This window comes from Alicyclobacillus sp. TC (assembly GCF_016804365.1).
Classification (GTDB): domain Bacteria; phylum Bacillota; class Bacilli; order Alicyclobacillales; family Alicyclobacillaceae; genus Alicyclobacillus_I; species Alicyclobacillus_I tolerans.
Window position 1 is genome coordinate 33,394 of record NZ_CP044434.1, and the last position, 24,852, is coordinate 58,245.

25 protein-coding genes are annotated in these 24,852 nt (G+C 43.4%); 16 read left to right on the forward strand and 9 right to left on the reverse strand.

From position 1 onward, the window contains the following. Nucleotides 1-13 precede the first annotated feature (13 nt). Nucleotides 14-439, forward strand: a complete 426-nt coding sequence (locus FY534_RS00135; RefSeq protein WP_203114904.1) for a very short patch repair endonuclease — start codon at nt 14-16, stop codon at nt 437-439. A 30-nt stretch (nt 440-469) separates the two neighbouring features. Here the strand turns inward: FY534_RS00135 and FY534_RS00140 are convergent, their stop codons facing one another. Beyond that, entirely contained in the window at nt 470-670 is a 201-nt protein-coding gene (locus FY534_RS00140; protein WP_203114905.1) for a hypothetical protein, read from the reverse strand. A gap of 170 nt (nt 671-840) precedes the next feature. Beyond that, nucleotides 841-1,875: an MrcB family domain-containing protein gene (locus tag FY534_RS00145; RefSeq protein ID WP_203114906.1), complete on the reverse strand. Its 1,035-nt coding sequence runs from the start codon at nt 1,873-1,875 to the stop codon at nt 841-843. Nucleotides 1,876-1,946: 71 nt separating this feature from the next. Here FY534_RS00145 and FY534_RS00150 point away from each other — a divergent pair, with 71 nt between their 5' ends. The 10 genes from FY534_RS00150 to FY534_RS00195 all read left to right on the forward strand — a co-directional run bounded on the left by FY534_RS00150 (nt 1,947) and on the right by FY534_RS00195 (nt 11,784). Beyond that, nucleotides 1,947-2,576 (forward strand): serine/threonine protein kinase, encoded by a 630-nt coding sequence (locus FY534_RS00150; RefSeq protein ID WP_238413594.1) that lies wholly within the window; start codon nt 1,947-1,949, stop codon nt 2,574-2,576. 884 nt (nt 2,577-3,460) lie between these two features. Further along, complete coding sequence (locus FY534_RS00155) at nt 3,461-5,470, forward strand: proton-conducting transporter transmembrane domain-containing protein (protein ID WP_203114907.1); 2,010 nt, start codon at nt 3,461-3,463, stop codon at nt 5,468-5,470. Between the two features lie 13 nt (nt 5,471-5,483). Beyond that, complete coding sequence (locus FY534_RS00160) at nt 5,484-6,422, forward strand: respiratory chain complex I subunit 1 family protein (RefSeq protein ID WP_203114908.1); 939 nt, start codon at nt 5,484-5,486, stop codon at nt 6,420-6,422. 15 nt (nt 6,423-6,437) lie between these two features. Continuing rightward, the gene (locus tag FY534_RS00165; protein WP_072873738.1) at nt 6,438-7,076 is read left to right on the forward strand and encodes a hypothetical protein; all 639 of its coding nucleotides are present in this window, start codon (nt 6,438-6,440) and stop codon (nt 7,074-7,076) included. A 4-nt stretch (nt 7,077-7,080) separates the two neighbouring features. After that, nucleotides 7,081-8,559 carry a hydrogenase 4 subunit F gene (locus FY534_RS00170; RefSeq protein WP_203114909.1) on the forward strand — a complete coding sequence of 493 codons (1,479 nt, stop codon included), beginning with the start codon at nt 7,081-7,083 and terminating at the stop codon, nt 8,557-8,559. After that, the gene (locus FY534_RS00175; RefSeq protein WP_203114910.1) at nt 8,556-10,067 is read left to right on the forward strand and encodes a hydrogenase large subunit; all 1,512 of its coding nucleotides are present in this window, start codon (nt 8,556-8,558) and stop codon (nt 10,065-10,067) included. Before FY534_RS00170 ends, FY534_RS00175 begins: the two co-directional genes overlap by 4 nt. Before the next feature lie 30 nt (nt 10,068-10,097). Further along, nucleotides 10,098-10,502 carry a 4Fe-4S binding protein gene (locus FY534_RS14930; RefSeq protein ID WP_083574127.1) on the forward strand — a complete coding sequence of 135 codons (405 nt, stop codon included), beginning with the start codon at nt 10,098-10,100 and terminating at the stop codon, nt 10,500-10,502. Continuing rightward, nucleotides 10,465-10,962 (forward strand): NADH-quinone oxidoreductase subunit B family protein, encoded by a 498-nt coding sequence (locus FY534_RS00185; protein WP_072873710.1) that lies wholly within the window; start codon nt 10,465-10,467, stop codon nt 10,960-10,962. The genes FY534_RS14930 and FY534_RS00185 overlap by 38 nt, the downstream gene beginning before the upstream one ends. Then, complete coding sequence (locus tag FY534_RS00190; RefSeq protein ID WP_072873709.1) at nt 10,937-11,266, forward strand: ArsR/SmtB family transcription factor; 330 nt, start codon at nt 10,937-10,939, stop codon at nt 11,264-11,266. Before FY534_RS00185 ends, FY534_RS00190 begins: the two co-directional genes overlap by 26 nt. A 179-nt stretch (nt 11,267-11,445) precedes the next feature. Then, the gene (locus tag FY534_RS00195; protein WP_072873708.1) at nt 11,446-11,784 is read left to right on the forward strand and encodes a CHY zinc finger protein; all 339 of its coding nucleotides are present in this window, start codon (nt 11,446-11,448) and stop codon (nt 11,782-11,784) included. Nucleotides 11,785-11,794: 10 nt separating this feature from the next. Here FY534_RS00195 and FY534_RS00200 read toward each other — a convergent pair whose 3' ends face one another. Next, nucleotides 11,795-12,700, reverse strand: a complete 906-nt coding sequence (locus tag FY534_RS00200; RefSeq protein ID WP_072873707.1) for a LysR family transcriptional regulator — start codon at nt 12,698-12,700, stop codon at nt 11,795-11,797. 125 nt (nt 12,701-12,825) lie between these two features. Here FY534_RS00200 and FY534_RS00205 point away from each other — a divergent pair, with 125 nt between their 5' ends. Then, a complete protein-coding gene (locus FY534_RS00205; RefSeq protein WP_203114911.1) occupies nt 12,826-13,941 on the forward strand; it encodes a TDT family transporter in 1,116 nt (371 codons plus the stop codon). 105 nt (nt 13,942-14,046) lie between these two features. Here the strand turns inward: FY534_RS00205 and FY534_RS00210 are convergent, their stop codons facing one another. The 5 genes from FY534_RS00210 to FY534_RS00230 form a co-directional block, all read right to left on the reverse strand. Then, nucleotides 14,047-14,901 carry an MFS transporter gene (locus tag FY534_RS00210; protein ID WP_203114912.1) on the reverse strand — a complete coding sequence of 285 codons (855 nt, stop codon included), beginning with the start codon at nt 14,899-14,901 and terminating at the stop codon, nt 14,047-14,049. After that, nucleotides 14,901-15,194 (reverse strand): MFS transporter, encoded by a 294-nt coding sequence (locus FY534_RS00215; protein WP_203114913.1) that lies wholly within the window; start codon nt 15,192-15,194, stop codon nt 14,901-14,903. Before FY534_RS00215 ends, FY534_RS00210 begins: the two co-directional genes overlap by 1 nt. A 6-nt stretch (nt 15,195-15,200) precedes the next feature. Then, nucleotides 15,201-16,073, reverse strand: coding sequence for a proline iminopeptidase-family hydrolase (locus FY534_RS00220; RefSeq protein WP_203114914.1), 873 nt, complete (start codon nt 16,071-16,073; stop codon nt 15,201-15,203). 25 nt (nt 16,074-16,098) lie between these two features. Beyond that, complete coding sequence (locus FY534_RS00225) at nt 16,099-17,304, reverse strand: glycosyltransferase family 87 protein (protein ID WP_203114915.1); 1,206 nt, start codon at nt 17,302-17,304, stop codon at nt 16,099-16,101. Nucleotides 17,305-17,596: 292 nt separating this feature from the next. Further along, nucleotides 17,597-18,823: an MFS transporter gene (locus tag FY534_RS00230; protein ID WP_072873736.1), complete on the reverse strand. Its 1,227-nt coding sequence runs from the start codon at nt 18,821-18,823 to the stop codon at nt 17,597-17,599. Nucleotides 18,824-19,033: 210 nt separating this feature from the next. Here FY534_RS00230 and FY534_RS00235 point away from each other — a divergent pair, with 210 nt between their 5' ends. The 4 genes from FY534_RS00235 (at nt 19,034) to FY534_RS00250 (ending at nt 23,192) form a co-directional block, all read left to right on the forward strand. Then, entirely contained in the window at nt 19,034-20,194 is a 1,161-nt protein-coding gene (locus tag FY534_RS00235; protein ID WP_203114916.1) for an acyl-CoA dehydrogenase family protein, read from the forward strand. A 15-nt stretch (nt 20,195-20,209) separates the two neighbouring features. Further along, nucleotides 20,210-21,403, forward strand: a complete 1,194-nt coding sequence (locus FY534_RS00240; RefSeq protein ID WP_072873701.1) for a thiolase family protein — start codon at nt 20,210-20,212, stop codon at nt 21,401-21,403. 2 nt (nt 21,404-21,405) lie between these two features. Continuing rightward, nucleotides 21,406-22,224 carry an IclR family transcriptional regulator gene (locus FY534_RS00245; protein ID WP_129583536.1) on the forward strand — a complete coding sequence of 273 codons (819 nt, stop codon included), beginning with the start codon at nt 21,406-21,408 and terminating at the stop codon, nt 22,222-22,224. Between the two features lie 122 nt (nt 22,225-22,346). After that, nucleotides 22,347-23,192, forward strand: coding sequence for an alpha/beta hydrolase (locus tag FY534_RS00250; RefSeq protein ID WP_203114917.1), 846 nt, complete (start codon nt 22,347-22,349; stop codon nt 23,190-23,192). On the opposite strand, the gene FY534_RS00255 is transcribed toward FY534_RS00250, so the two are convergent. Continuing rightward, nucleotides 23,189-24,742 (reverse strand): M20/M25/M40 family metallo-hydrolase, encoded by a 1,554-nt coding sequence (locus tag FY534_RS00255; RefSeq protein WP_203114918.1) that lies wholly within the window; start codon nt 24,740-24,742, stop codon nt 23,189-23,191. The genes FY534_RS00250 and FY534_RS00255 overlap by 4 nt on opposite strands. Nucleotides 24,743-24,852: the final 110 nt, after the last annotated feature.

The following is a 24,852-nucleotide window of genomic DNA, read 5'->3' on the forward strand; positions in this document are numbered from 1 at the left end:
TGGAAAGATACCTATGACAGACAATGTTTCAAAGCAGCGACGAAGCGAAATCATGAAGGCTGTCCGGTCACGCAATACCTCGCCCGAAATTCGAGTGCGGCGGGAACTATGGAAAAGAGGGATCCGATTTCGTGTGAACGTAAAGGATCTACCAGGGAAACCGGACATTGCAGTCAAAAAGCTGAAAGTGGCTATTTTTATCGATTCGTGTTTCTGGCATGGCTGCGTTGAACATGGCCGGATTCCGAAGAGCAACGTAGCGTTTTGGACGACAAAGATTGATAGAAACAAGGAGCGGGATAGAAGGGTAACCGAGCAGTACATTGCCAACGGCTGGTGCGTGGTACGAATCTGGGAGCACGACTTGAATGAACACTTCGAAGATGTCATTGACCATCTGGTTACTACGATTCAAAAAGCAAAACGGAACTCAGGGTAATGGTGTTACCCTCTTGGGGTCGTTGGAAGGTTAATTGTTCGAATACAGGTACTCATCCTGATAGAGCGCAATACCACGCTTTTCACACTCGATTTCCAAATACGCAATCAAATTACTGGCTTGAACCTCATCGTCTTGCAGGAAGGCTTTGTCAGCCTGCCGAAGGATATACTTAAGATCCGCCGGAACATTCGACCTCTGCAATCGGTAAATGCGGTCATCGATTGACATCATGTTCCTCCCCTTTTTCTACACATGATCCACAATATCAGAAATCTGGAACAAGACAATAGCTTCAAATACGCAGACTGCCAATCGGGGGCTTTGTCCACTCAGTTCAGGTCTCAGACTACCAAGTGTGAACAGCACGAACGATCGCACAATTCTTGATGAATTCTTCTCTATATATTGTAGAATTTCAGGAGATCGTTCAGATCCACTCCATAAAATTCTTTGTATGTTTTTTGACGGGCGTTAAACAGCTTTTCGATTAAAGATTTCCTTTCGGCCTTATGTGCGTGATGGATTGCCCTATGACACAAAGGACACAAGCAATATATGTTTACAAAGTGGTCAATGGATGTTTCAAAGTATCTTTCCATCGGGATCAGATGGTGTTTTTCTAGGTACGGAATTCCATTTTCCCTCAAAAAGGTTTCGTGATTCTCATTGCCCTCGCATCTGTATTGGCAAATCCTTTCCGCAATTGCGCCCTGTTTTGGATCCCTCTGCGGATGCAATGAACCTACCTTCACGTATGTTCGTTCTAGACGATCGGGTGGACGTTCGTTGATATATATGTCCGTAGTGGCCACAGGCTCCAAGGCCTCTTGATATGCGGATTCATCGTCTGAACCCAGAAGAGTCCCCACCCAGTCGTTATACATGCATATAATTCTGGATATATCATTCTCAATCGATCCGAGGCTGTCAATTTTATGGTACTCTTTCCCAACTAGGTTTGCGACCTCGTATTTGGCAGGGCGTGACGTTGTTGGGAAAGTACGTAGGTCTACCGGCTGTGGGCGCAGAGACAGTGGCGATTGGCTAAAATCATCCCAAAGCGGCGAAAAAAATCGGTGTTGTTGAGCGCTCCTCATTTTTATTTGTTTATACGATAGTCCTTCCGTTCCCATCTGGATCGATAGAGCAAATCCGCTGCCATCCACTTTGAACAGGAGTGCGACATACACGCCAGTTGTCGCTGCTGAGTCAATTCTACGGTCATGAATTCCGATCCACGGGACATCGGCCCAACGTGCTTGACCGACCCTACCCTTGATCGTGTAGAGGTTTTGGTCGATAAGTATTGTTCTAATATCATTTACGAGGTCGACTTCCACAAGCCTCTTGAGAACAAGCCTGTCTTCATCTGAAAGGTTTCTTACTGGCAGAAACCTATGCATTATACTATGAATGGTATCTTGAACGCTCATGGGCATTCTCATCTCCACATTGAAGTCATGGTACAATTATACAAAATGACTGCCTGGGAAGGGGTTCTCTTGTGAAAACAGATTTCATTGAGGAACAGTTACCTTTGTGGGATGCATTGGTCAGAAGCATTTTTCCTGTTGGTGTACCTGAGCGTTCTGAATGGACGGATGGAGCCTCAATTTTACAGATTTTGAATGCGATCGGTGAAAGTAAGGCAATGAATCACACTTTTATGCCAAACAGCGGTGGACTCGATTTGATAAAAGCACTTCCATCCCACGAACAGAGTTGCATAGAGCTTCGCATGGATGGTTTACCATACATCGTAAAGCCACAACGTCTCATTTTCCACTCGTTTCCCGATTCTGAGCCGCAGTGGTCTTATTTTCGTCTAGAGACTGGTACACTGCAACCGACAGGCGTTTACGACCAATTGGCAAGCTCATACGAAGAGCTGGGTGAAATTGATCCAGGTGAATACATCGATCGGGACTACATTGACTCCGGATACTACAATGGAGAGTCCTTGCCGTCAAACGCTCGCACAGTTGTCCGAATTTTGTCTGGTGCCTTTGTGATCTTCTCAAAAGCCTCCATTTACAACATGAATGTAGGGACCTATGATGCACGACATGAGAGAATGGGGGATGAAGGCTTTAGACGGTATATAGAGAATGTGATTTCACATTTGCGTGGCTGATATGAACCAGAAATGGTACGCCCATATGTTGCCCATATCTTGCCCATATGCCGCCCGTGACCGCCTGTGAACAGCAGTGAAATGAGACCCCAAAACCTTGATTTATTAAGGTTTTTGGGGTCCGATAACGTTATCCAAAACCGCCCGTGACGCCTCCAGCCGAATTCCTAAACCGCGTCTTGCGGGGGTTCGAGTCCCTCCGGGTGCGCCAGAAAAGCCTTTCGTATCAAAGGTTAGCGGCCATTAGAGACATGTGCTCAGATGGCCGCAAAGTCGTTTTTCTAACAAACTTCAACTATTGAACTTCTGTTCATCATGCGGCATTGCGGAAGTTATTAAATTAGCACAGCGGTCTTGAAAACCACCCAGTTCGCAAGGGCTCCGTGGGTTCGAATCCCATCCTTTCCGCCATATCTAGCAAGGGAAAATCGGCACCTTTCGGGTGTCGTTTTTTTTTTCACGGTGCCGATTGCTAATCCCTTGCTAATCTTGGTGAGGGCAAGTGGATGATATCAATCTGAAGCGGACCCAAAAAGTTCTTGCTCGAAGTCTTGGGCGACTTTTTTCTGCATTCCTTGCATCACGTGACTGTAGGGACTCGATGAATATTTCCTGCGTTCCATGGGACAATCTCCTGATTACTCAAGTCTCCTATATTTAGAGAAGTTGTCCATCCTGATTAGGGGGCTTGTGAGTAACATCAGATTTTGTCCAATTATATAACGGCGCTGAAGAGTTAAAATCTGCTCTTTACATTCCAAGGTATATCGTTTCCGTTACAAAAGCGAATAAGTTTGTGGTTGATTTATGTTTTTAAATTAATATATAGTAATATATATAGATTATAATCTTTTGTTGAAGGGTATGGAGTGGAGGAACAAACTTTGTCTGTATCAATAGCTCTGAATATCGCCGTGGTGCTCGTCATTATCAATATTTCTCTGGGTTTGTTGATCGTAGTAACAAGGCGCTTAACTTATCTGGGTCATGCTATTGGAGTAGTTACGTCTCTTGGGCTTGTGATGAGCGCTGTCAAGGCGATGTTCGAGCCGCCACAATACGTGACATTCGTAGACGGTGCTTTTGCATTTACAAGTTTAAGCTTTCGAATGAACGCACTTACTGGATTTTTTTTATTGCTCATTGGCATCGTGGGCTTATTCGCTTCAGTATATGGTATTGGTTACGTGAAAGAATACGCGGGACGAAAAGACGTATCACTTTTAGTTGCGGGGGCTCTTGTATTTCTTGCCACCATGGCTTCTGTAGTGCTGGCGGGGAACGTGTTTACTTTTCTTGTTTCGTGGGAATGCATGTCCATCGTATCGTTTCTCTTAGTGATATATGAACATGAACAAGAAGAAGTTAGGAATGCAGGATTCATTTATGTTGTCATGACGCACATTGGAACTGTATTTTTAACTATTTCCTTTCTAATCATTGCTCGTTACTCGGACAGTCTTTCCTTCAATCTTATGAATACTAATCATATGCCAAATGTCATAAAGACGATTGTTTTTTTGTTTGCATTGATTGGATTGGGTACAAAAGCTGGCCTCGTTCCTTTCCATATATGGCTGCCACGGGCACATCCTGTTGCACCAAGTCATGTCTCGGCACTTATGTCTGGTGTGATGATCAAAATAGCCATGTATGGGTTTCTACTCATTGTTTTTGAGTTCTTGAAAGGCGGGCCTATCTGGTGGGGAATACTTGTTTCATGCATCGGGGCAATAACAGCACTTCTGGGGGTTCTGCACGCACTCGTACAACGCGACCAAAAACGAATGTTAGCATATAGCAGTATAGAGAATATGGGACTAATTTTTTTGGGACTAGGTTTAAGCTTGATTTTCATGTCTTTGCATGATCCGATACTTGCTGCATTTTCTCTATTGGCTTCTTTGGTACATGCGTTCAATCACGCATTGTTTAAAAGTCTTCTATTTTTCGGAGCAGGTGCAGTACTCTCGAAAACCCATACGAAAAACATGGATCGTCTCGGAGGTATTATTCGAAAGATGCCATGGACAGCCTGTTTTACCTTGATGGGTGCACTGTCCATTTCAGCGATGCCACCATTTAATGGATTCATTGGAGAGTGGATGTTATTTCAATCGGCATTTGCATTAGCCATGTCAGTCCATTCTCCTTGGATGGGTATATATGCTGTGCTGTTGGTTGGTTCATTAACAATGACGGGTGCATTGGTAGCCATGGCATTCGTCCGTTCGTTTGGGAGTACTTTTTTGGCATTACCCAGAAGTGAGTACGTAGAATCGGCGAATGAAGTGGGCATGCTTATGCGAATCGGTATGGCTGGATTAGCTGGGCTCTGTTTGTTTATCGGTATATTTCCAGCCAAATGGGTGTCTATGTTAGGCAACTCTATAAGAGAGATTACCGGAATGTCCTTAAAAATGAATCCATTCCAGTTTGGTATGAACGACATCGCACGTGCAGATGGTCGCCTCTTACTGATTCCGGTTCTCATGACTTCGATATTGGCGCTCATTTTTCTGTGGGGGATTCTTCGCCTGGTTGGGCGACGAACTTCGGCCGTACGAATGGAAACTTGGGCCTGTGGCGGAACATTAACACCGCTTATGACCTACACAGCGAGCGGCTACAGTAAACCAGTGCGGGTTACGTTTCAGCAAATATTCCGACCCTCTCGAACATTACAACGTACAGAAGGAAGCGAATATTTCCCATCTAAATTCGTGTATTTCAGTAAAGTGACCTCGTTTGCCGAAACCTATTTATATCATCCCATCATTCAAACGGTATTAAGTATGGCTCGGCTCGTTCGAGCGATTCAAAATGGACAAGTTCAAAGTTATTTGGCGTATTTGTTTGTCACCCTGATTGTGCTTTTGATATTGGTGAAGTGAGGTGAAACTAGGCATGATACATGTGCTTCTAGAAATCTTACAAGTCATTTTTATTATAGGGGTTTCACCGCTTATTCAGGGGATTGTCAAAAGGACAAAAGCTATCCTTCAGGGACGTCAGGGGCCGTCGGTTTGGCAACCTTATTATGATTTACACAAGTATCTGAACAAAGACGAAGTCTTATCTATCCATGTATCCTGGTTATTTTTAATCACACCTTATGTTGTGTTTGTAACGATGATTGCTGTTGTGGCGATGATCCCGGTGTTTATTACTCATACACTTTTATCTTTTACGGGACAGTTAATGCTTGTGGTTTATTTGTTTGGCTTGTCTCGATTTTTTACAGCACTTGCGGGAATTGATACTGGAAGTTCATTTGGAGCCATGGGCTCGAGCCGAGATATGTTTGTATCTGCATTGGCAGAACCCGTTCTTTTTATAACGTTACTTGCTATCGCCTTGCCAATGAAAACCACTAATCTTACGTTGATAACTAGCCGAGCAGTCACAGGTCATTCACCACTTTTATCACCGACATTTTATTTGGCCTTTTTGGCGTTTTTGATTTTAGTGATTACAGAAACCGGTAGAATTCCAATCGATAACCCAGATACACATTTGGAATTAACCATGATTCACGAAGGAATGATTCTCGAATATTCTGGGAAACGTTTGGGGTTGATGATGTGGAGTGCATGGATAAAGCAAGCAATCATGTTTACTTTGTTGTTAGATTTTTGTTTTCCTTGGGGGATTTCGTTGGTAGTCCATGGATCCATGCTTATAGCAAGTTTCATCATGGTTTTCTTGAAGCTCACTGTTATTGCAATTGTTATTGCGTTTGTAGAGATGTCATACGCAAAAATACGATTCTTTCGTATTCCAAGACTGTTATCAGCAGCATTTGCCCTATCTATAATTTCAATTTTAACTAATTTTTTACTCTAAGGAGAATGTATATTGATGCTTTTACAAGTATTTACGATTGTGTTAATAATGAGTACCCTGGCTTTGCTCTGGATAAAACCAATCGGAACTGCCATCAAGATTTTGTCAGTTCAATCCCTAATTCTTGGTCTTATGGCCATACTTATCGCAGTGCGAACAGATACTCCAGATTTATATATTATGGGGGGATTAACCATCCTTATGAAGTCCATCGGTATTCCATGGATTCTCTGGTATACCCTTAAAAAAATCGGAATGAAGCGGGAAACTGAAAAGCTAATCGGGCGTGAACTTTCCATACTTTGCGGGGGACTCATATTGGCCATCAGTTACATCGTGACAGGGAAATTGCATCTGTCTTCCATCAGCTTAGGTCAACAGTATTTACCCATTTCAATTGCGATGTTACTTATGGGTCTATTGATAATGATGACGCATCAAAAAGCCATTATGCAGGGAATAGGACTGGTTGTAATGGAGAACGGTTTGTTTCTAGTCGCGCTTGTCACCACATACGGGATGCCGTTTCTCGTAGATATTGGAGTCTTCCTGGATGTGTTCGTTGCTGTGATTCTCATAAGCATGCTGACTTACCGGATCGATAAAACGTTCCAAAGTACACACACAGAAAATTTGCGCAGACTTCGGGGGTGAGGAAATGGTAACCATTTTATCTTTGGTCGTACCTACAGTAACAGGGGTTCTCTCCATCTTCATCCGTCGAGCTTGGTTGAGTGAAACGATTCATTTGATTGGCAGTATTGCTACATCATTTATAGGGCTCCTATTAGTGGGCACAGTAATCATTCAAGGACCCATCACGAACTCAAATCAATTTTTTCACATTGATGCGCTCAGTGCCGTTATTTTAGCCATCATTTCGATTGTGAATTTAACCACTTCCATACATTCTATCGGCTACATAAGGCATGAACAAAAGGAAGGTCTTTTGAATGTTAGACAGACCAGGCAGTATTACATGTTGTATCACTTCTTTATTGCAACAATGGTATTTGTAGCCGTTGTCAATAATATGGGGCTTCTCTGGGTCAGTATAGAAGCAACCACAATAGTTTCGGCGTTTTTAGTGGCCATTTATCAAAAAGGAGAAGCGCTAGAGGCAACATGGAAGTATCTGATGATTTGTAGTGCGGGCATCGCTTTTGCGCTATTGGGAGTCATTATTCTCTATGCGTCGTCCATTGCTAAACTTGGAGCAAGTAATCAAGTCTTGAATTGGACAGTTTTGTCTAATTCTCATTTTGTGTTACAGCCCAATCTCGTTGCCCTGTCATTTGTTTTTATCATGGTTGGCTTCGGAACGAAAGTTGGATTGGCACCAATGCATTTTTGGCTTCCTGATGCGCATAGCCAAGCCCCTTCCCCTGTCAGTGCTCTGTTATCAGGCGTTTTACTCAATTGCGCCATGTTAGGATTAATTCGGTTTGGTATTGTTGCTGAGAATACTATCCATGGGCAATTGATTCAACATCTTTTCATTGGATTTGGTTTATTCTCTGTCGGGATTGCTTTTCCGTTCATTCTTGTGCAGAAAGATTTCAAGCGAATGCTGGCATTTTCCACGATTGAGCACATGGGGATTATTGCGGTTGCGCTAGGTATGGGTGGTCCATTAGGGTACTCTGCTGCACTGCTACAAATGTTCAATCATTCAATGGGGAAATCGATGCTTTTTTTGACTGCGGGTAATGTCAATCAGAAATATAAGTCTAAGCAAATGCCTCGAATTTTTGGAGTACTTCAAAGCATGCCTTTTACAGGGTTTGTTTTTTTAATAGGCACGCTGGCAATTACGGGTGTACCTCCATTCAATATATTTACCAGTGAATTTTCTATCTTCGTTGCGGGATTTAGAGAGGGGCATGCATGGATAACAAGTGTTCTCATTCTTTTTATTGCTTTCATTTTTGCAGCCATGATGTTCCATATGATTAAGATGATTTTTGGAGAAAACGTTCGAGAGCGGATGTCAACGGGTGAGGTCAGTCGATGGAATACCATTCCACTCGTTTTACCTTTGTTTTTTGTCGTTTTATTTGGCCTATACATGCCCACTTCATTTACACAACTGATTCACCAAGCATCGTTAATTCTTGTAGGAGGAGTTCACGCATGAAAATATCTAGGATAATCGTGGCTCCACATGAGCTGATTCATGCATGTCGTACAGTTATCGCAAATCATGGCCGTTTTATCACGATGGTTGCCTCTGATGAGTGTGGTAGGGGGATCGATCGATTTGTTGTACGTTATATCTTTGCACATGACGGGAAATCCATGCTCAATGTGGTGGAAAGCGTGTTAACGGAAAGTAACTCTTCTCATCCTACGTTATCTTCTATGATTCCGGCTGCATCATGGGCGGAAAGAGAAGCTCATGATCTTTTTGGGATTTTTCCTGAAGGACATCCCGATTTACGTCCTTTGGTTTTACATGATGATTGGCCGAAAGGTGTATATCCATTACGAAAGGACTATGCCTTAAGAGAAAAGCAAGAACGGGATTCCTTCAGTTCGTGGTCTTATCCAAAGGTAGAAGGCGAAGGTGTGTTCGAAGTTCCTGTTGGGCCGATTCATGCAGGGGTAATTGAGCCAGGGCATTTCAGATTTCAAGTCATGGGAGATTCGGTGCTTCATCTAGAAGCGAAGCTGTTCTACACCCATCGTGGAATTGAAAAGCGTAGTGAGGGAATGTCTGTTGTTAAGGGATTGTATCTCGCTGAACGCATTTGCGGTGTGTGCAGTGTTTCTCACGCATTGTCCTACGTTCAGGCAATTGAACAAATTTCAGAAACGAGGGTTCCTGAAAGAGCCATTTTCTTGCGTGTTCTGTTTGCTGAATTGGAACGCTTATACAATCACGTTGGAGACATTGGCAACATGTGTGCGGGAATTGGATACGCATACGCAGTTAATCACGGTGCTCATTTAAAAGAACAACTGATGCAGTTGAATGACTTTATCGTTGGACATCGTTTTTTGAGAGGTTCTATTGCGTTAGGCGGCGTTACAGAAGATATCACAGAAGAGAAGCTGAGATATATTGAAACCACATTAGAACGTGTTAAGAAAGAATTCAATGAAATAGTGGAGCAGATATTGTCTCACGACATAGTGGTCAATCGTTTTTCGAATACAGGTATTTTATCTGAACGAATTGCTAGGGAACTTTCCACGGTTGGACCAACAGCTCGTGCATCTAATTACGACATCGATGTTCGCCGTGATCTGCCATATGCAGCTTATGATCAACTTGTCTTTGAGGTGCCTACATTCATGGAAGGTGATGTCATGGCCCGGTTCAAGCAAAGATTTCTTGAAGCCAGACAGTCCTTTCAAATCATTGAGCAAGTGATAAACCGTACGCCTAAAGGGGATATTCGTGTTCCTATTGGAGACTTAATACCATACTCCTTCGGCATTGGTATGACAGAATCGCCACGTGGAGAGAATGTGCATTTTGTCATGGTAGGCGAGAATAACACCATTTATCGCTACAGAGTCCGTTCTGCACCGTACGCCAATTGGCCTGCTGTACCCATTTGTGTACCTGGAAACATCATTCCGGATTTTCCGCTCATCAATAAGAGCTTTGAGCTGTGTTATGCATGTTGTGATCGGTAGTTGCCATTTGCTCTTAAGATTGTATAGGAGATGATACGGTTGATTGCAGTCTTAAAGCGGCTATGGAAACATGGGATTGGAACCATACCAAAAGATGAACTTTTGCACGTGAACGGAAGAGGAAAATTATTATTGGATGACACAAAGTGTACGGCTTGTGGTGATTGCGTTCTGGAATGTCCAAGTGAAGCATTGTCTTTACGTCGTGTTCAAAACGAGTTTGATTTCTCTATAACCTATAGCTCGTGTATTTCTTGTCGTGTATGTACAGAGGTTTGCCCAACCAATGCATTTTCGTACGCGAATGAACCTATGCCAAGTGTTCAACTACGAGATGAACTCGTCGTCCATTATACAATTAACAGAGATGAATCAGAACCGAAAGGGGAAATCGTAAGTGACCGAGATCGAAGAGAAGTTATCCTCAAGAATTAAACAATGTTTTGCTCGTTCTCTACACATTCGACATGTTGACTCCGGGTCATGTAATGGTTGTGATTTTGAGATAACAGCATTGATGAATCCGGTGTATGATATTCAGCGATTTGGCATTGATTTTGTCGCTTCCCCTCGCCATGCGGATATGCTTCTTGTTACTGGCGGTGTGACTCGAAATTTAGAAGCAGCGTTGCGAAAAACATATGAGGCTACGGCACATCCCAAAATGCTGGTAGCTATTGGGGGATGTGCATGTGGTGGAGGAATGTTTGGAGACACGTATGCACATTTAGGTGGTGTTGATAAAATATTACCTGTGTCTGTTTATGTTCCAGGGTGTCCACCACGTCCCCAAGCGATTTTAGAAGGAATATTGCACGCTATCGAGCGGGCGCATGAATTGGAATCTTCACGAAAGGGGAATGGTGCATATGCTGCAAGAACTTCAAACGTTTAAGGCAGAATTTTTTAAGGCACTGTCCAATCCATTTCGTATTCGAATTTTAGAGTTGTTACGAGATGGGGATAAGTATGTACATGAATTACAGGAGCATATGGGTGTTGATAACGCTGTCGTCTCACAACAATTGGCAGTTTTGCGCAGTAAAAACATAGTTATCGGTGTAAAAGAAGGAACAAAAGTTATGTATTCGGTGCGCGATCCGCTTGTTTTCCAATTACTCGACATCGCGAAAGAAATCTTCCAGAACAACTTAACCAACACGATACAGATGTTGCAAGAAATAGACAATCAGGAGTGATTTTTGTTGATTTAAACTACACTATGATTCTGCGTATGGATCGGAATCTTGATGATGAGACACATCTCACGTGTGAGATGGTAAGCCTTTGACTGGATAGTACCTTTTATGTCGGCGTCTGTGTTTTGGTTCTATGTTCGAAGTGGATAGATAACCTTGTTCAAAGGAGGGTCAGGTTTATGCAATATTCTTCTCACAACATAGTGGTAAAAGGGAGATTGGTAGATGAACAGACGCGTTGTGTGCATTATTCAGGACCAACTGACGTCATTGCAATTAAATTCCCGTGTTGCCAAACTTATTTTCCTTGCCATGCTTGTCATGAAGAATTGGCCGATCACGCTGCGCAAATATGGCATGCGCATCAGTTTCATGAAAAGGCTGTTCTTTGCGGCGTTTGTCATCAAGAATTAACCATTCAAGAATATTTAAACAGCCACTTCCAATGTCCATCTTGTGGAGCCTCTTTTAATCCTGGCTGTCAACTTCATTACTCGCTCTATTTTGAACAGGAATAGATTGTTGGAGTTAAAGTCTAAATTCATTTAATCGCTCGGATTGATTCAATAAAAATTCTTTAAAAACCAGCGTTGATTTTGTGTGGAAATCAGATTTTTGTGTAATGATAAAGAAATTTCTTTGAATGGGCGAAGAAGATATGTGTATTTCACGTAATGATTTCCATTCAAGTTCTCTGCGCACAACCCACTTTGAGAGCACCGTAAGTCCGAGACCCGCCGCTACGGATTCTTTAATAACTTGAGTACTGCCATATTCGACTAAGGTTGAAGGAGATATGCTGTAAGTTTGAAAGACAAAGTCTGTAATTTCTCTTGTTCCTGAACCATTTTCGCGAACAATCCAGGTCTCTTTACTGAGCTTATCTAATACAGAGTTTTTATATTGATGAATGGGGTGATCGTTCGCAGCTACAATGACTACCGTATCTTCTGCAAAAGTTTCTACTTCTACAAAGCGATGATCAATGAGCCTACCCTCAATAATACCTATATCCAAGTTTCCTTTGGAAACATGTTCAACAATTTTATGTGTATTGGCAATTTGAATGGTCGAATGAATTTTAGGATAGAGATCGCGAAACTCGGCCACAAGATAAGGCAAAACGTATTCCCCGAATGTAAAACTTGCCCCTATGTTCAGTGAACCGCTGGCTTCATTCTTCATGTCGTGAATAAGATGATTCATTTGTTTGTATAAATTCAAGATTTCTTTGGCATGATGATAGGCTATTTCTCCTGCCTTATTTAAGCGGATAAATTTATTGGTTCGATCCAATAATTTGATATCTAGGCGTTGTTCAAGAGATTGAATATGTTGGCTGATGGCAGGTTGACTGATATGAAGTTTATCTGCCGCTCGTGTGAAATTCTGTTCTTCAGCTACCGTGATAAAAGCTAACAATTGTTGATCCATGATCGAGCCTCCTGAACATACCGTATATATAATCATTTACTTATCATAACGATTCTAATAAAAAATTGTACTTATTGAAAGTAACGAATTATCATATGACGTAGTGAAGCTTGGAGGTGGACATGGTGAGTCTGATTAGACAGTTTGCTCCTAATTGGTTTACTACAGTCATGGGAATAGGGATTGTGGCAGGTTTGACGTATACTTCTCCATTTCCAATTCCTTATCAACATCAGATAGGTATGATTCTGTTTGGGATGCTGAATGTTGTTTTTTTGTTGGCTTTTCTATTTTGGATTGTACGTTGGATACTTCATACAGATGAAGCAATCAATGATTTTCGACATCCAGAACGAGCGTTATTTTACGGAGCTTTGGCAATGGGCATGAATGTGGTTGGCAATGATTATCTGCTCATAGGCACTCATCTGATTCATAGTTCTATAGCAATTGAGATAAGCAAAGTCATTTGGGTATCAGGAACTTTAGTCTCCATCTTTACAGTCATTGTCGTGCCTTATCTACTGTTTGTTGAGCATTCGGTGGAACAGCACCAGACACTTGCAACTTGGCTGATTCCTGTTGTACCTCCCATCGTAGCAGCTGCCACGGGTACGAACCTGATTCCATATTGGGGAGATATTAACACTCAATTTGCCATTACCGCAATCATTATTGCGATGTTTGGGATGACATTCTTTTTGTTTATGATGGTCAGTGCTCTCGTCTATGCAAGATTGGTGTATCATCAACGCTTAAGTGGAATAGCAGCACCTAGTTTATGGGTGGAGATTGGACCTATTGGCATGTCGATGGGGACTCTTAGTACCTTACCTCTTAAAACCCATGCTATTTTCGTTCCCTACACCAATATTCTTCATGGCATAGGTCTGATATTTTCGATGGCTATGTGGGGAGTTGGCGTATGGTGGATCATCATTTCTGCCATGCATTCTATCTTCCATATGAGTCATCGTGGCGATGGATTGACGTTTCATTTGGGCTGGTGGAGTTATGTATTCCCAATTGGTAGTTTTACAAGTGGCACGTACGCATTAGGTCACCTAGTTCACGATTCGTTTTTTACTTTCGCAGGCCTTATTCAACTTGCTATTCTGTGGGGATGTTTTGTTATCGTTTTTGTCCGTACAGCTTCTGGAGTTTGGAAGGGTACCTTACTTCAGTGGAAAATTTCACAGCCAAAGCCTCAAGTAGATACCCAAAACCAAAAAACTGCCTAGCTGTCATCCCTGTAAATATATGTTGAAAAGACAAAATGCCCATCCCAATTTTGTTGTTTGGAATGGGCAAGTTTTCTTTCAATCATAAAGTAACGTATGTTATTTTCAATGAGTACGAGTTGTGCGGGTGATGAAAGTGAAAAGAATAGCCAGTAAGCCAAGAATGAGCGTAATACTTACCCAACTTGTAGGTTGGCTGATGACCATTGGCCCTAAGATAACGGGAACAATAGCGACACCGATATTAGAAGCCAAGCTGTATCCAGCTGTGTTCAAACCAGCGCTTCCTGCGTTTTCCGCTCGTTTTGCAGCTTCTTCTAGTGTAAGTGTATACCATCCATTTCCAAAGGCACCGGCCAAAAAGAAAACGACTGAAAGAAGTCCGCTGTTGTTTTGAACATGGCCTGTCAAAACAAGAGTTATCCATAGTATGCTCAGCCAAGTGAATACAGCCAGTATCACCATCAGTGGTTTGAGACGAGATGTGGTTTCTCCAAGTACTCCAAAAAGTGCCGCACCTACTGCCGAGCCAATAAAGGTTAAGCCTGAGAGCAGTCCCCCCAGTATTTCCGCATGGGCTACATGTAAATGAGCAAGCGCTGCGGAGGTAATACCTCCAATCATGACACTGGTAGACGAAACAACAAAGCCAATAATCCACCAATTTGAATAGGTCAGGCGTACTCTAATGGAAGATGCTCCAGTCTCGGGACGAGGAACGGATCGGACGGCAAAGAACAGCCAGATACCTATCAACGCATTTAGTGCAAATCCAAGCCATAGAGCAGTAGAGAGTCCTAGGTTGGACGATAATAATGCGCTGATACCCATGCCAAGAAAGAGAGCGCCAATGGTTAGACCAGTTCCTGCTTTGAGGCGTCGGACCCCGCTTAAGCGCAATATGGATCCAATCGGAGCGATGAGAAAAGGGTAAGCAAGTGCTGCAACGATTTGAGCCATTAAAAAAGTGTGTAGTTATGAGCAAAAGCGCGCAATAAGAGTCCTAGACTAGAAAGAAGAATGGCTAAAGTCAAAACAGGAGCAGGCCCACTTTTGGCTGTCCATACACCCGCCGGAATGGAGCCAACCACCATAGCGTATCCATACATGGAAATAAAAAGTAAAACTGCGGAAATGGAAACATGGAGTTCGCTGGCAAGACCGGGTACAAGTGGGGCCAGCATAAACCAGGCAAAGCCAAGTACAAATGCAAATAGAACGTATGGAATAAGAACTTTTTGTCCTGAATTCATCTTTTTTCACCGCCTTTCTACTCGGTTGAGAAATTCCTTCATTTTTTTCTCATAAGATAGTAGGTCTTCATTCATTGGAGAGTGAGAGCAACCTGAAAATATATGGAATTCCGAATTCGGAGTCATAGCCGCATAAGTACCTGTGGAGGCAGGAGACGCTTCATCCCATTCTCCGCAAGTAAAAAGGGTCGGCATGGACAATGTGGACAGAATATCCGTACGATCAAAGCCTTTTAAAGTTCCAGTTGCATAAAATTCTGTCGGTCCCCACATAGTTTCGTATACTTCCAGACCAAATGCCGCGCTGGCTTCTGCAGCTTCTTCTTTTGTTCGATCCGTTTGCCGGACATGCCGTTTCTCATAAAATTTGGTAGCGTTTCGATATTCTTCTGTATCGTAATTTCCAGTACGTTCCCCTTCACGAAGTGCTTCCTGAATATGCGGGGGCAAAAGGCTGCGGTAATGTTCAGCATCTTCCAGCCATCTAGCCGCTGAAAGACATGGACCTGAGAAAATACAACTAAGAATACCTTCGGGCTGTTCCTTGAGATATTCTGCTAAGAGCATGGTTCCCCAGGAATGGCCAAGAATGTGCAACTCTTGCAGATGGAGTTCCTTGCGTAGAATCTTTAGTTCATCAACAAACCGTTCAATTCTCCACAAGTTTTTTTGCTGAGGGCGGTCTGATTGTCCACAACCTAACTGATCGTAGACCACGACCAGTCGTTCTTCTGATATTCGTTCGGCAAATGGACGAAATCCAAGATGAGAGCTGCCAGGACCGCCATGCAAAATCAATAAGGGAACCGTATTTTCTGGTCCCCACATTCGATACCAAACTCTTCCGCCTTCTACTTGTACCCATCCGCTATTATCCATAGTAGACTCCTTTCCGTACGCAACTCTACAATCTGTTTGTTCGACGAGTATTCATGGACAAATCAGTCTTCACGAATCGGTGGTTTTGAGAGAAGTTTAGCATGTTTCTCTGACGCATGGTGATTAAAGTCACTGTAAAGAGTATCATTAGTGTCCAGAACATTTGCGTATGCATAAAAAACAGTGAAGGCCAGTCTCGGGTTAAAGTATTTAATAAAAAGGTAGTGGGCAATGAGAGAAGAACGGCACTTGACCAGCCGCCTATCGCTGCTATTTTATATTTTTTCTGGGAGACTACCAGAATTAGAGCAGGCAGGGCAAAAATAAGATGCATTTCTTCAATGAGTGGCGAGAAAAGCAACGGCGTCAGGCTGGAAAGTGCAAAATGGCTAGAATGGCTGACAGGTAACTGGCGAGCAAAATGGACAATCAAAACGGCACTCGTTAGGACAAACAAATAGTAAAATGGGTACAGACTTTGTAGATTTCCGCTCAGCCAATGGTGCTTAGCGAGATCGGCCAATACGCCCAAGATAGATTGGTTGTATGGGGCGGGACCGTTTTTCATGCTATTTTGACCAAAGGTAACAAATTCACCAACATAGTGTAGAAGCGTGGACCATCCTACGTAAAAAGAACTCCAGATGGTCAATAGAAGTGAGAATAACAATGTATAAGCGCCTAGTCTCCATTGTTTTTGTAGCAAAAAGTATAATAATACAGCGGCTGGTGTCACTTTCCAGACAATAGCCAGTGCTAGAAATAGAGCCGCAATCCAAGTTTTTTTTCGATAGTAATGAAAATAGAAGGCAAGCGCTAGACAGGTTAACAATATACTGTTGACATTGCCAGCAGCAATATCAATTTGGACAGGTGTCAATAAGAAACTAGCGGCAATCCAAAAGAACAGATTGGGCCAGCGAAGATGCGGAAGCATCATTTTGAGCGTTAGATATACGGCAAGACAGTAAGAAAGAATGGAAATGACGATCCAGATACGGGCTGACCAAATCCAAGGAAGATGCCCCATGAATGCCCAAAATACAGCAAATTGTGGTGGATAGACGTATTGATTGTGGATGTTATACGGAAATCCATGCTGAATAGCAAATTGTTGTTCAGAAGCGATTTGGTAAAGTTTTGGCCATTGGTGAGCCGGATGATGCAAAATAGCCTGAAAAGCTGTGTAAAAAAAGGCATAGTCGTAATGTACCAGTCGGCTAACTGACATACCCTTCCATTCAAGCCAAGTGGAAAGGATGAGCAGGACAAAAATAAATGTATAGAATCCGGTCTTTAGGAAAGACCTCGTCGCTGGTGGACGATAAGATAGTTGGTATTGTATAAGATTATGCAGTTTCAATAGAATTTTCATCCTTCCCTAACATTCCCCGGCAACTAGATCTGTTTTTTTCACAGGAGCTTGAACCAGTATAAAGAATGATCAGGGACTGACGGTTAAAAAGTTTTCACTGATTCTTGATGAACTTGTGAAGGATTCACTCCCCATCTACGAGATAGGGCTATTCGCTTAATGGCATGTTCTCCAATGATTGTGTTGAGGGTAAGTTTTTTACAGTGAATTGATGGCGTAGAATATAGCCGATAAGAGTGGTCAGGAGCAAAAGCAAACCTGTCACCCAGAAGACGCTATGTACGCTGTAGGCCCCTGCCAGAGCTCCTCCAACCAGCGGCCCTAACATGGTACCCACTTGATTCGCTGTCTGGTTCAGACTAAAAGCGCGACCACGAAAATCTACGGCTGTTGATTTGACAACCAATCCATTGAGCGCCGGATAGACAGCGCAGAAAAAAGCTCCATATATAAAACGAACCACAGAAAAACCCCAGATATTATGAAATGGAATCTGTGCCAAGTTTCCTAATGCACCACCTAGTAATCCAATCCAAAGGATTTTCAAAAAACCTGTCTTTTCTGACCATCTTCCCCATCTGGGGGCAAAAACAACACTGGCGATACCGGTCAATGAGAAGACAATTCCAGCTAGTAAAGAGGCGTTTTTGACGGAACCGCCAATTTGCACAATGTAAAGCGGCAGAACAGGCTCAATGGTCATAATAGAAAAGGATGTAAGAACAGTCAGAAGCATAACCAGAACCAACGGTCGATTACGCATAGCGAGACCAACCGATTGGAAAGTGGATTGTTTATCTTTGGCGGGAGTAAAGCTGGTCTCATGAACCCAAAAAATGACAAGCAGTGTAGATAGCAGAACCATGATACCAGCGCTTGCAAAAGCAATGCGATTGTTAAAAATCCGAGCTATGGCGCCGCCCAATAATGGACCAAGAATGCCTCCTGTTGAAGAAGCAGTAGAAATCATGGCCAACGAATAACCTACTTTGTGCTCAGGAGTACTCGTTCCCACCAGAGCGATTGCTCCGGGAATATATCCGGACAGAAGCCCCATTAGCACGCGTAAGACGAGCAATTCATAGGGATTCTGAACAAATGACATCAGAACATAGAGAACGGCCAATGAAATGCCAGCACGAACAATCATGGGCTTTCTTCCATAGCGATCGGCCAAAGTACCCCAAAATGGAGCAGAAAGTGCTCCGGCAAAAAAAGCAGCGCTATAGAGCATGCCAGACCACAGTTCAGTATGGTGATGGACTCCAATTTGCAGCAAGAAAAGTGGAAGAAACGGAATGACCATGGAGTAACTGGCTGAAGTGACCAAGCAACCAATCCAAAGCAATAGAAGGTTGCGTTGCCAACTTTCCATATATCTCAATTTTTGCATGAACAGCGCCTCTTTTATGTAAGGAATGTCTGGATTGAGGGTTTGTGCTTATCTTACCCTTTCGGCATTCGAAAGAAAAGATGATTTACATTGACTGCGCTTTCATTGAAAGTTATCATCTTTTTAAAGATGAAACATTATTTCATATATGAAACTAATATGAGAGCTTTATTCAATGGGGAGGCTTAACGAATGGATTTTCAACTTCCTGAGGATTTAATCTTAATGAGGGAGACCGTAAGAGATTTTGTTCGTCATGAAGTAGAACCGTATGCAATGCAGATTGAAGAAGAGGACAAGGTACCGGACAGCATATTGGAAAAAACCAAGCGAATGGGGCTCTTTGGACTGAGTATTCCCGAAGAATACGGCGGGATGGGCCTGAGTATGCTTGGGAAATGTGCGGTATTTGAAGAATTGGGTGCCACCATCAACGGTTTTACCACAATTATTGGCGCTCATAACGGCATCGGTTCAGTGGGCATTGTTGAATTTAGCAACGAGCAACAAAAGCAGCGTTATTTGCCTCGCATGGCGAGTGGGGAGTGGCTTGGAGCGTTTGCGTTGACTGAACCCCAAGCTGGTTCCAATGCAGCAGCGATTCGAACACGAGCTGTCAAAAAAGGTGATCGTTATGTGATCAATGGCCAGAAAATATACATCACCAATGCTCCTTATGCGCAGGTATTTACCGTTATGGCTGTTACCGATCCGGAAAAAGGCGCCAAAGGTATTACCTCTTTCATTGTGGAACGAAGTTTTCCCGGGTTTCAGGTAGGTAGTGTAGAAAAGAAAATGGGTTTGCATGGTTCTCATACAGCACAAATCTATTTTGAAGATATGGAAGTTCCTGAAGAAAATGTTTTGGGACATGAAGGAGAAGGGTATATTAACGCACTTAAAATTTTGGCCAACGGACGTGCTGGATTGGCAGCTCGCTGTCTTGGTTCATGCCAGTACCTGTTAGATAGAAGTGTGGCCTACGCTCATGAGCGCCATCAGTTTGGGAAACCAATTTTTGAACAGCAAATTATTCAGCATTATTTAGCTGACATGGCTACACAAATTGAAACACTTAGATGGATGACCTATCGAGTAGCTTGGATGGCTGATCAAGGACAAAATGTAGTTAAAGAAGCTGCGATGTTAAAGTTGTATGGATCAGAAGTGTACAATCGGGTGGCCGATTTGGCGGTTCAAATTCACGGTGGAATTGGTTATATTGCGGAATATCCGATTGAACGTTTTTATCGTGACGCTCGTATTACGCGCATTTACGAAGGGACGTCAGAAATTCAGAAAAATATTATTGCTAGTGAACTACATAAAGCATATCAAAAACAGAACGATTGAGAGGAGAATCGTTGAGTGGAAAATGTTTGGCTAGTAGGTTATGTGCGTACACCCATAGGAAGACAAGGTGGAGCGCTGAGCCGTGTTCGTCCAGATGATCTCGCTGCTCATGTCATCGCAGGCGTATTGCAAAAAAGTGGTGTTTCACCTGAAGAGGTGGAAGAAGTTTTCTTTGGCTGCGCCAATCAGGCGGGGGAAGATAATCGAAATGTTGCTCGTATGGCCGGATTGTTAGCTGGGTTACCAGAAACGGTACCTGGCGTAACAGTCAATCGGCTGTGTGCTTCTGGACTTGAGGCGTTTATTCAGGCAGCACGAGCCATTCAATTGGGAGACTTGGATGTAGCGATTGCGGGTGGTGTCGAGTCGATGACGCGAGCGCCTCTGGTTCTGCCTAAACCAGATATGGAATTTGTACGTGGCAATCAAACGCTTTGGGATACAACTTTAGGGTGGCGTATGGCCAATCCTCGTTTCCCTTATCCAACCGAGAGTATGGGTGAGACTGCAGAGAATGTAGCCGAAAAATATGGCATCTCTCGTGAGGAACAGGATCAGTTTGCTTTGGAGAGTCAATCCAAAGCGAAAAAAGCGCAAGATCATGGTGTTTTTGCAGAAGAAATTTTACCAGTTACGGTAAGACAGGGTAAAGAAACTTGGGTTGTGGATACAGATGAACATCCAAGGCCGCAGACGACGCTAGAAAGTTTAAGTAAACTTAAACCCGCTTTTCGTGAGGGAGGAACAGTTACCGCTGGCAATGCATCAGGGATTAACGATGGAGCGGCAGCGCTTTTACTTGTATCTGAGCGGCGTGGCAGGGAATTGGGATTGCGCCCGATAGTGCGCTATGTAGCAGCTGCTTCTGCTGGCGTAAGTCCAAGATATATGGGGATAGGTCCAGTGCCGGCAACAGAAAAGGCGCTCAAAAAGGCTGGATTGAAAGTTGAGGATTTAGACAAAATTGAACTCAATGAGGCGTTTGCAGCTCAGTCATTAGCTTGCATCCAACAATTAAATTTACCACCGGAGCGTGTCAATGTGCATGGTGGTGCAATTGCACTTGGCCATCCACTAGGTTGTTCAGGGGCGCGTCTGGTAGGTACGTTGGCTATGGAGTTGTCAAGAACGGGAGGGCGATATGGCTTAGCAACATTGTGTGTAGGTGTTGGTCAGGGACTGGCTGCCATTGTGGAGAGACCGGAATAGTGATGGATAGAGAGGAAATGAAATCGGTTGAGAATACTGAAAACTCAGCAACGACGGATGTAGCCTATGAGGTGCCATCTGTTGCACTTGCCATGTCTATCTTAAAATTGCTTAGCCGATATAAGACACAATCTTGTACACTGACAGAAATCTCTAAACGTACCCATGCAAGTAAAACAACTTGTTTGCGCGTTTTGCGAACTCTGGCGCGGGGAGATTTTATCCGTTACGACAAGGTATCGCGCTGCTATAGTCTTGGAGCTTATTTAATTCCGCTAGGCAATCGCGCGTCGCAAATGGTCAGTGGCGTTTCAGAAGTCATGTTGGAATTGCCACGTTTGGCAGAAAAAGTTGGCGAGACAGTGATGCTTCTTGAACGTCTTCCAGAAGATGCTGTCATTGTCTTGGCCAAAGCTGCACCGTCTAGCGAGGTGGCTCGCGCAGATGTGTCGATAGGCCAATTATTTGCTGGGCTTGGTGGAGCATTTGGTCGCTGTTTTCTAGCCTATGATGCACCGTCAGCCTGGCGTAAACATTGGATGAAAATGACTGCTACTGGCGATCGCGTTGCAAAAATGTGGTCCTCGCAGGAGACTTTTTATGAGGCTCTGGAAACAACCAGACGTGTAGGTGCCGCAGTTTCTCATGGTGAAATGGCTGCAGGTTTTTCATCCGTGGCGGTGCCTCTGTTCGCTTCGGATGGCAGTGTAGCGCTTGTGCTTGCTGTACTTCTCTTAACGAGTCAATATCAAGAAGAACGAGGCAAAGCCATGATTCGAATTTTGCAACAGACGGCGGAACGATGGCGAGGCTTGTTTTAAGTAAGATAGAGTGAAGCAACTTTAACGGATCTCTCGTTGATCGACTGTCCATACTGAAAGATTTGGTAGGGCAAAGATATTTCATGTTGAGAGATAAGCTCCTTGATAAGGAGAGATGAAACTTGGAAAAACGAACTGAATTGCTGCGCGTGCATCCTGCTGCGCGTGCGGTTGTTCTCATTGTTCATGGCATGGGAGAGTATGCGGAACGTTACGGTTGGCTCGTTGACCAGTTATATCATGCACAATATACCGTTTGGGTGGGCGATTTGCCGGGACATGGGGGATTTGGCATTCTTGGTCACTTAGAAGATTTCAGAGAATATTTACTTGTCTTGGAAAACGATTTACTGCGCTTGCAGACACAATTTCCTAAATTGCCTATTATCCTTTTCGGTCACAGCATGGGTGGTTTGATCGTTCTTCGCTATTTGCAAGAATTACAGAAACCAACTGCCTTAAGTGCTGTCACGCTCAGTTCTCCTGCTCTGGATGTGGCCATTCCGATTTCCAAATCGACTTTACGCCTAGCTGGAGTGCTCAGTTCTACCATGCCCCGCCTGCGTTTATCGACACGTATTCAAGCTAAGGATGTCACTCGCAATTTAGAAATTCAGCATGCTTACACCAACGAACAGAGAGTGTTGAAAAAAGCAAGCGTTCGTTTTCTCCATGAGTTTTTTAAGGCAATGGATACCTGTAGAAGGAAAGATATAAAGCTAGAGATTCCAGTTCTCTGGATGCAGGCAGGCGCCGATCGCGTTGTTTCTGTTATAGCCAGCCGCGCTGGCTTTGAGCGGTTGCAGGCGGCTGACAAGACTTATCGCGAGTACTCTGACTGTTACCATGAATTGTTTAATGAACCGAATCGTATGGAAATTTTTCACGACTGGCTTCGTTGGCTGGAAGAGCATATACCAGGAGATCAAATCCATAGAGAGACTTATCCTTCGCCGTTACCTTCCTAATGCGTTTCTAGTGATTGGACAATGTGTGCCAACAGTTTTGGGAGCGTCTCAAAAGTATAGACTGCGTCAACAGATTCATCGGGACGATGAGCGCCAACACCGCTTGTACCTATCATAAATGTAGCAGTCTGTAAGGTCGTCCCTGGTGAAGCGTAGGATTGGGCTGGAAAATTCTTTGCAAACGTTTCATCCTCCCAGTCTGGGGACTGACTGAGAAAACTAAGATCGGAAATATAAGGAAAGTAAGTGCGGCAAAAGTAAGGGATTTTTGTTTCTCTAGAAAACTGTTCTACAATCGGCCAGAATCGATTTTGCATCAAGGAAGGCGTATTGACTCTGGGAATCAGTCCGTTGGCAAAATAGACAACGATGAGCGGTCCCTTAAAATTTCCACGTTGAATCAAAAAATCTACCATCAATCGACAACGCTCCCGCAATTCTACACTGAGAGTCAACGATTCACTGTAACGTAGGGCATCTGAGCGAACTTCTTCAGAGGCGTGATTCCAAATGTTTTCATAAGTATAGACGGGTATTTTTTCTGGGAGTACTTGACTGGCTTGCAAGGAATGTAAATGTAGTATAGTGTTATTCATTTCTTCCTCGATTAGCTCAGAGATTCGTTTGAGTTGTTCGGAGGGCGAACGAGTCATATGAAAAAGATTGTAATAAGCGCTAGCTGAGATGGCTGTTTGTACGTCGTAGAATGGTTTGTCGTCTCGCTGGTAAAGGGAAACAGGTAATGGGCAACGTTCGTTTTCTGTAGCATCTACTAAGTCTGAACAATAAACCAATTTTTGAGTAATCCTGGATAAGAGATAATTCGGATCAATTCCATGTTCTGGTTCAGCGGCATGGCTTGGCAGACCGCGTACATACACAGCAGGGAGCAATTTGCCAATACTTCCTGCATAAATGGGATACGGGTCTCCAACTTTGGGTTGTTCAGTATAATCTGTATTTAAGACCCATTGTAAATGAATGTTGTGATTGGTTGTATAGTCCTCTAACCAACGACTTAAAGTTTTGGCTCCTCGTGATCCGACTTCTTCGTCAGGTGTAGCTGCAAAAAACAAGTGCATATCTATGGATGCTTCCACCATTTTTTCAAAAACAGTACAAGCTGCTGCTACACCTGATTTCATGTCCAAAATTCCTCGCCCAAACAAGAATCTTCCACTCGAGGCACGTTTGGCTGCCGCTTCTCCAAGTGCACCTGATTTTGCAATTTCTGTTAATTCCAACGGACGATGAGCAAGGGATTCGAAAGGACCGTAGTCACTTGTGCCAACTGTATCGGTGTGACCAAAAAGTAGCAACCCCTGTTTACCCGTACCGCTATAGTGGGCAATCAGTGTAGGACGGAAAAGCGGATCGTCCATACTGGGAATTAGAAATAGTTTTACCTTGCCTTTTTGTACTGCAGGCAGCCGTTTCAACCGATGATATAAAAATTCAATAATTGCTGTTTCGCCAGAGCTTCCGTTCACGGAGGGAATGGCGGTCAAATCGAGAGTTAATTTTCTGGTCAATGTAGATAATTCGGTCATCCCTTTTCACATCTCCTATGAGAATGAACTCCATTGTTAATATGTGTTTTCATTGTAACAGGATTAAATTGTTGTATATGAAGTGTTGTTAAGGAAAGGCTGAAGTTTGG

Bases quoted from the DNA above. Each gene is read 5' to 3' on its own strand.
- FY534_RS00135 (WP_203114904.1), top strand. From the start codon at position 14: ATGACAGACAATGTTTCAAAGCAGCGACGAAGCGAAATCATGAAGGCT.
- FY534_RS00140 (WP_203114905.1), bottom strand. From the start codon at position 670: ATGTCAATCGATGACCGCATTTACCGATTGCAGAGGTCGAATGTTCCG.
- FY534_RS00145 (WP_203114906.1), bottom strand. From the start codon at position 1,875: ATGAGCGTTCAAGATACCATTCATAGTATAATGCATAGGTTTCTGCCA.
- FY534_RS00160 (WP_203114908.1), top strand. From the start codon at position 5,484: ATGATACATGTGCTTCTAGAAATCTTACAAGTCATTTTTATTATAGGG.
- FY534_RS00165 (WP_072873738.1), top strand. From the start codon at position 6,438: ATGCTTTTACAAGTATTTACGATTGTGTTAATAATGAGTACCCTGGCT.
- FY534_RS00170 (WP_203114909.1), top strand. From the start codon at position 7,081: ATGGTAACCATTTTATCTTTGGTCGTACCTACAGTAACAGGGGTTCTC.
- FY534_RS00175 (WP_203114910.1), top strand. From the start codon at position 8,556: ATGAAAATATCTAGGATAATCGTGGCTCCACATGAGCTGATTCATGCA.
- FY534_RS14930 (WP_083574127.1), top strand. From the start codon at position 10,098: ATGATACGGTTGATTGCAGTCTTAAAGCGGCTATGGAAACATGGGATT.
- FY534_RS00190 (WP_072873709.1), top strand. From the start codon at position 10,937: ATGCTGCAAGAACTTCAAACGTTTAAGGCAGAATTTTTTAAGGCACTG.
- FY534_RS00195 (WP_072873708.1), top strand. From the start codon at position 11,446: ATGCAATATTCTTCTCACAACATAGTGGTAAAAGGGAGATTGGTAGAT.
- FY534_RS00200 (WP_072873707.1), bottom strand. From the start codon at position 12,700: ATGGATCAACAATTGTTAGCTTTTATCACGGTAGCTGAAGAACAGAAT.
- FY534_RS00210 (WP_203114912.1), bottom strand. From the start codon at position 14,901: ATGGCTCAAATCGTTGCAGCACTTGCTTACCCTTTTCTCATCGCTCCG.
- FY534_RS00215 (WP_203114913.1), bottom strand. From the start codon at position 15,194: ATGAATTCAGGACAAAAAGTTCTTATTCCATACGTTCTATTTGCATTT.
- FY534_RS00220 (WP_203114914.1), bottom strand. From the start codon at position 16,073: ATGGATAATAGCGGATGGGTACAAGTAGAAGGCGGAAGAGTTTGGTAT.
- FY534_RS00225 (WP_203114915.1), bottom strand. From the start codon at position 17,304: ATGTCAGTTAGCCGACTGGTACATTACGACTATGCCTTTTTTTACACA.
- FY534_RS00230 (WP_072873736.1), bottom strand. From the start codon at position 18,823: ATGGAAAGTTGGCAACGCAACCTTCTATTGCTTTGGATTGGTTGCTTG.
- FY534_RS00235 (WP_203114916.1), top strand. From the start codon at position 19,034: ATGGATTTTCAACTTCCTGAGGATTTAATCTTAATGAGGGAGACCGTA.
- FY534_RS00245 (WP_129583536.1), top strand. From the start codon at position 21,406: ATGGATAGAGAGGAAATGAAATCGGTTGAGAATACTGAAAACTCAGCA.
- FY534_RS00255 (WP_203114918.1), bottom strand. From the start codon at position 24,742: ATGACCGAATTATCTACATTGACCAGAAAATTAACTCTCGATTTGACC.